This is a genomic window from Haloferax sp. s1 (genome assembly GCF_058382125.1).
On record NZ_JBZRPK010000465.1, the window covers coordinates 1 to 5,145 of the forward strand.

Consider the following 5,145-nt stretch of genomic DNA (forward strand, 5'->3'; position numbering starts at 1 on the left):
CGCACAGACGGGGGACAGCCGGCGTCGAAATGCGGAGAAGATGATTCTCAAAGGTGTCCCGGTACTGCCACATGGCCTCTTCAACTCGGTTGAGAAGACAGGACGCGATGGTGAGCGGCTTTTGCAGTATCTGTCGTGGTTGAGTGATCGGGTGGCGGAACTCGGTGCACCCGGATATGAGCCGGTGTTTCACGTAGACGTATACGGAACTATCGGAGAGATATTTGGTCCGCCGTACGGTCGTCCCGAGGTGGTCGAGTACTTCGCTGCGCTCCAGGAAGCCGCAGCACCGTACACACTTCAGGTGGAAAGTCCGATCGAAGCCGACTCTAGAGACGAACAGATCACCGTGCTTGGGGCGCTCCGAGATGGACTCGCCGATGCAGCCGTTCCAGTTTCGATCGTCGCGGACGAGTGGTGTAACACCTATGACGATATCATCGCGTTCGTTGATGCCGGCGCAGTGGATGTTGTACAGATCAAGACGCCTGATCTCGGTGAACTCACAGAGAGTATTGCTGCGGTCCAATACTGCGAGGGGACGGGTACGGATGCATATCTCGGAGGTAGTTGTGCGGAAACCGATGTCTCCGCACGCGTCTGCACGCACGTCGCCCTCGCCACTCAGCCGATTCAACTGCTCGCTAGGCCGGGGATGGGTGTCGACGAAGCGTACATGATCGTGCAGAACGAAATGACTCGGACACTCAACCGAATCGTAACCCAGGAGCAACAAGCCGCACTTCAGTAGTTTAGGCGACCACCACTCATTTCGTCTATCTTAAGCAGTGTCATACGTATTTTATTATCCGGGCTGTGTGCTGAGTACTGTCTAGTTACGCTATTTCCGGAAGATTAGGTCGTTGAGAGAAATTGGTCGTGACGCTCGTAGGTCTCTTAACGAGTGTGTTGTGGTGGGTTTAGAAATTTGGGAGCGTAAATGTATGGTACGGTTTACGTGAGATCTGCTTGTATGCAACCATCAGAACACGAAGCGTTCTGAGGATACCTGTTAGTGCGTTCGCGATCTAGTTCGGCGTTGAACGCCTTCAATAGCTTGTTTGGTAATAGATATCTAGGCCATCTGATATTGGTTGCAACCCACGTTAGTGGACACCGAAGCAGTGCTATCAACGAGGCCGCTGTCAAAGCCGATAGTGAGAAATCTTGTTCTTATACCACAATATATTAGGGTAGTGTAAACTCATGATCTCAAATTGTTTGGAGCGAATAGTGCAGATCCAGTGACTGTGTTTTCACTTGACTCTGTAAAAGACTTTTTCAGATGTCGTGTTTCTCGGTGACTTTCACAAGTATCGGACTACAGCCTTTCGATTAGGAGGGAGTGTTGACCCTGTCGGACGAAGCCAGCTCAAAAAGCGATCTCATATCTTCAACGTAAAGTCGCCTGCACTCATAACTCGCAGAAGGCATTATATTCTTGTTTATATAGTGCATCATTCACAATACTAATGAATTCAGGATTCGCACCAATTTTAATGTATGAACACCGTTTGATTGTTGAAAATGTTCACCACATGTTTCCTTATTGACTATATTGTGTGAGGACTCGAAGCAGTGGTGAGACAAGCACTAGAGTGTCCAGACTACTGGGGGCCGAGATACTGCTTGCACTCTGCAATCATTTCGTCGACGAATGACTCGGTCACTTGTCCCTGTGGATTGACAACGGCGTCATGTTTGATTGTAGCGACGACTCATGGAGAACAATACAAGGTCTTGGTCGGGTCTTTGCCACTCACCCAATCATCTCCAACTTCGAAGTTTCGCGGGAGATTACTGGTTGTGAGAGCTGCACACAGATACTCCTCGCCAGGATACGGGAGCGAGTCTGCAGCAAGAACGATCCAGAGGCGTGGATTTGACCCGCGTCAAAATGGATCCGGTGCCCAGAATACGTCGCCCTTCTGGAAGCGGTTGGTGTCAGTCACGCTGTTGTCGCGGGTCAACGGCGTGTTCTTGCCACTCGTCGTAGTCGAATGGTTCTTCTTCACGGCTCGCTGCTGTAGCAGCAGCATGGTTAGCTGCAGCGTCAAGGCTCAAGACGTGGTCACTCACGCGCCAGTATGTCCCCCGGTGCTCGACACGACCTCGTTCTCTGAGCCTGACGAGAGTCGGACCAACCGAGCCGGGCTTGACGGACGTCCGCTCGGCGATCTCGCTTTGGGTGAACGCTTGGTCAGCATTCTGAGCTAAGAACGAGAGGAGCTTGTAGGCGTTCGTCCCCGGTTTTGGGTTTTCATTGCCGTCGTCAATGGTCTCGAAGCGATCCGCGCTGATGGGCATAGTATATTAGATGTACTAAGATGTATTGAATGTATTGGACAGCAGCACCAGCGCTTATTCGGATAGCAGCGGGTATTCTGAGAGGTGCCCACACGGCTACAATCACGACAAGACCCTGGTAACACTCGGAGAATCGCTTCGCGTGGAGTGCTAACGGAATAAGCTGAGGGAATTAGAAAAGCCACGGGCCACCCGCTCCCGGCCGTTTATCTAAACCAACTGACACTATGTTAGAGTAACTGGTGGGATTGACCACGAGAGTAGTCACTCATATTGGATTCCGCGATAGAGGACATAACTGATGAATGTGATGATATATGCTCCCGCAAGCGCTTCAGTGATGATGGAGCGGTTCAGTACGATGACGAGACCAATAACCAGGGGTCCAACCAACAGCAGCGAGTCGAAAATACGATCATCGGCACCAGCTTCGAACACAGTGGAAATGACCGGAAGGTCACGCAGTTTCATTGGTAGAGTCCTCCACGCTTGAAGACCGTCCGAAGCATCACGAGTACGGGAATGATTTCGAGTCGGCCGATCCACATATTGAAGAGAAACGTGATCTTCCCAATTGCCGGGAGTGATTCAGGACCCGTAATTCCTGACGAGAGACCCACGTTCCCCTGAGCGCTGGCCACCTCGAACACGACGTTGGCGAGTGAATATTCTCCAGACGGAAGCGTGAGAAGCAATACGAAGGCACCGGCGACCAGGAATGTAATCCAGAGAACGAAGATAATCGCCGCTTCCATGAATTCGCGGCTTGCTTCTTCCTCATTCAGTCGTCGACCATTGATTTCCAGCCGTCTGATTGCGGTCTCAGGATAGAAGACATCCGCGATCTGATACCGAATTCCCTTCGCGAGCGTCAGTCCACGAATGAGTTTGATACCACCTGCCGTGGATCCAGCCGCGCCACCGACGAACATCCCGAACGCGACAGTCAACTGAGCGTACGATGGCCACCGACCAAGTGCGACGTTGGTCGAATCGACAGCCGTCTGGAACCCAGTACAGGTGGCAGCCGAGACGAACTGGAACAGACCGTAGCGCAAGGCAGCGAAGGGCGTCTCATAGGGGCCAGCGTAGTACAGGAGCCCCCATAGGAGGGCGGACCCGATACCCATATAACCGAACACCCACCGCGTCTGGAGATCCGAGTAGAAGTTTCGGAGGTCACCCTGCAAGATGAGATAGTGTACTGGGAATGCGATGCTTCCCAAGAGCATAACGGGAATCAACACGAAGTCGATTGCGACACTGTCGTAGGTGGCAATCGAGTTGTCCGTAATCGAGAACCCACCGGTTGCGAGTCCAGTCATACCGTGATTGATTGCCCCCCAAATCGGCATCCCTGCGAGCCACAGCGCGAGAATCGAGACGAAGGTAAACAGGATAAAAATCCACCAGATCGTGCGGACAGTCGAAACGATACTCGGGTGGATCTTCTCGGAGCGCGCTTCGCTCTCGTAGAGCGTCAGCGATCCGCTCCCAGGTCGTGAGAGAATCGCCGTCGTGAGGACGATGACACCGACTCCACCGACCCACTCAGTGAACGTTCGCCACCACTGGAGCGTACGTGGCAGGACTTCCTCGTTGTCGGTCATCGTGAGTCCCGTGCCGGTGAACCCGCTCATGCTCTCGAAGACAGCGTTGAGCGGTTCGGTGAACGCTGCGAGCGTCGCTGTCTGTGCGGGTGTTGTGATTCCCGGTACGCCGAGCTGAACGCTCCACGCGATCAACAGGAACGGTAGCGAACCGAATATGCCGACGGAAAACCATCCCGATGCGGCAACGATCATGCCATGGAACCGACCTGGGGCTTCAGCGTCTCTGAATCGTCGAGAGAGCAACCAGCCAATGCCCAATGGAATGACAGCGGAGACCAGCAGTGCCGGGAGCGCGTAGTACTCTCCCCAGACGATGGGTACGACAAGCGAGACCAGCATTAGCCCGCCAAGCGCCTCCAGGATGCGACCGATATCTCGGCCAACAGTTGCAATGGACCCGTTCATTCGTTCCCTGTGCTAGCGATCAGAGCTACCGAGATTGTCCCGAAATTTAACATTGTCTGTCTACTAAGCGTGGTCTTCATAGTGCCCAAAGATATCGGTGATCTCCGGGTCAGCGCCGACACCAGAGTAAACTGTCAACAGATCGCCTTCGTTGATGGTTGTGTTGCCACGGGGAGTAATCGGATGATCGTTCCCTTCGCGCTCGATTGCAACGACGAGCATCTCGTCAGTGAGGAGTCCTGCCTGTGTGGCTTCTTGGAGCGTTTTACCTGCGATTGGTGCCCCGTTGGTGACTGTGATTTCGAAGACCTCTGCCTTCTCACCAATGCGCATATAATCCACAATCGCTGGGCGTGATACGGCTCGATACAGATACTCGGCGATGAGCTCCTGTGGATTCTCCATGGTGTTTACGCCGATCTGTTTGAATAACCCCATATGCTCCGGGTTGTGGACGACAGAGAGAATCGCAGGAATCTCGAATTCTTTTGCGAGCAGACAAGTCATCACGTTCGTTGCGTCCTGGTCCGTCGTCGAGATGAGTGCATCGGCCTGCGCTGCACCAGCATCTTCTAATGTGTCTTTCATCGTGGCGTCGGCGTTCAGGACCAAACAGTCAAACTGGTCCGCGGCCTGATTCGCACGTATTTCATCACGCTCGATGACGACAACCTCGTTTCCAGATCGCGTCGCAATATCGATGAGTGGTGTTCCGATATCTCCGGCACCGATGATGATAATATACATTGTAGTTAGGTCTCCTGCCCTCGAATTAGAGTTTCACGGATTGACACCGGAGCTCGCTCCCCGGTTATTCCGA

General features: G+C 53.2%; 5 protein-coding genes. 1 reads left to right on the top strand and 4 read right to left on the bottom strand.

Annotation, left to right across the window (positions count from 1 at the left end; genetic code table 11):
- Positions 1–751 (top strand): methylaspartate ammonia-lyase (locus QT222_RS06900; protein WP_491476739.1); only part of this gene is annotated, 751 nt, incomplete at its 5' end.
- A gap of 1,193 nt (positions 752–1,944) precedes the next feature.
- On the opposite strand, the gene QT222_RS06905 is transcribed toward QT222_RS06900, so the two are convergent.
- From QT222_RS06905 to QT222_RS06920, 4 genes are all read right to left on the bottom strand, one after another.
- Positions 1,945–2,307 carry a helix-turn-helix domain-containing protein gene (locus tag QT222_RS06905; protein WP_004968172.1) on the bottom strand — a complete coding sequence of 121 codons (363 nt, stop codon included), beginning with the start codon at positions 2,305–2,307 and terminating at the stop codon, positions 1,945–1,947.
- Between the two features lie 264 nt (positions 2,308–2,571).
- Positions 2,572–2,778 (bottom strand): hypothetical protein, encoded by a 207-nt coding sequence (locus QT222_RS06910; RefSeq protein ID WP_491476740.1) that lies wholly within the window; start codon positions 2,776–2,778, stop codon positions 2,572–2,574.
- Positions 2,775–4,325 carry a TrkH family potassium uptake protein gene (locus QT222_RS06915; RefSeq protein WP_491476741.1) on the bottom strand — a complete coding sequence of 517 codons (1,551 nt, stop codon included), beginning with the start codon at positions 4,323–4,325 and terminating at the stop codon, positions 2,775–2,777. The genes QT222_RS06910 and QT222_RS06915 overlap by 4 nt, the downstream gene beginning before the upstream one ends.
- Before the next feature lie 63 nt (positions 4,326–4,388).
- The gene (locus QT222_RS06920) at positions 4,389–5,072 is read right to left on the bottom strand and encodes a potassium channel family protein (protein ID WP_491476742.1); all 684 of its coding nucleotides are present in this window, start codon (positions 5,070–5,072) and stop codon (positions 4,389–4,391) included.
- Between the last annotated feature and the right edge of the window lie 73 nt (positions 5,073–5,145).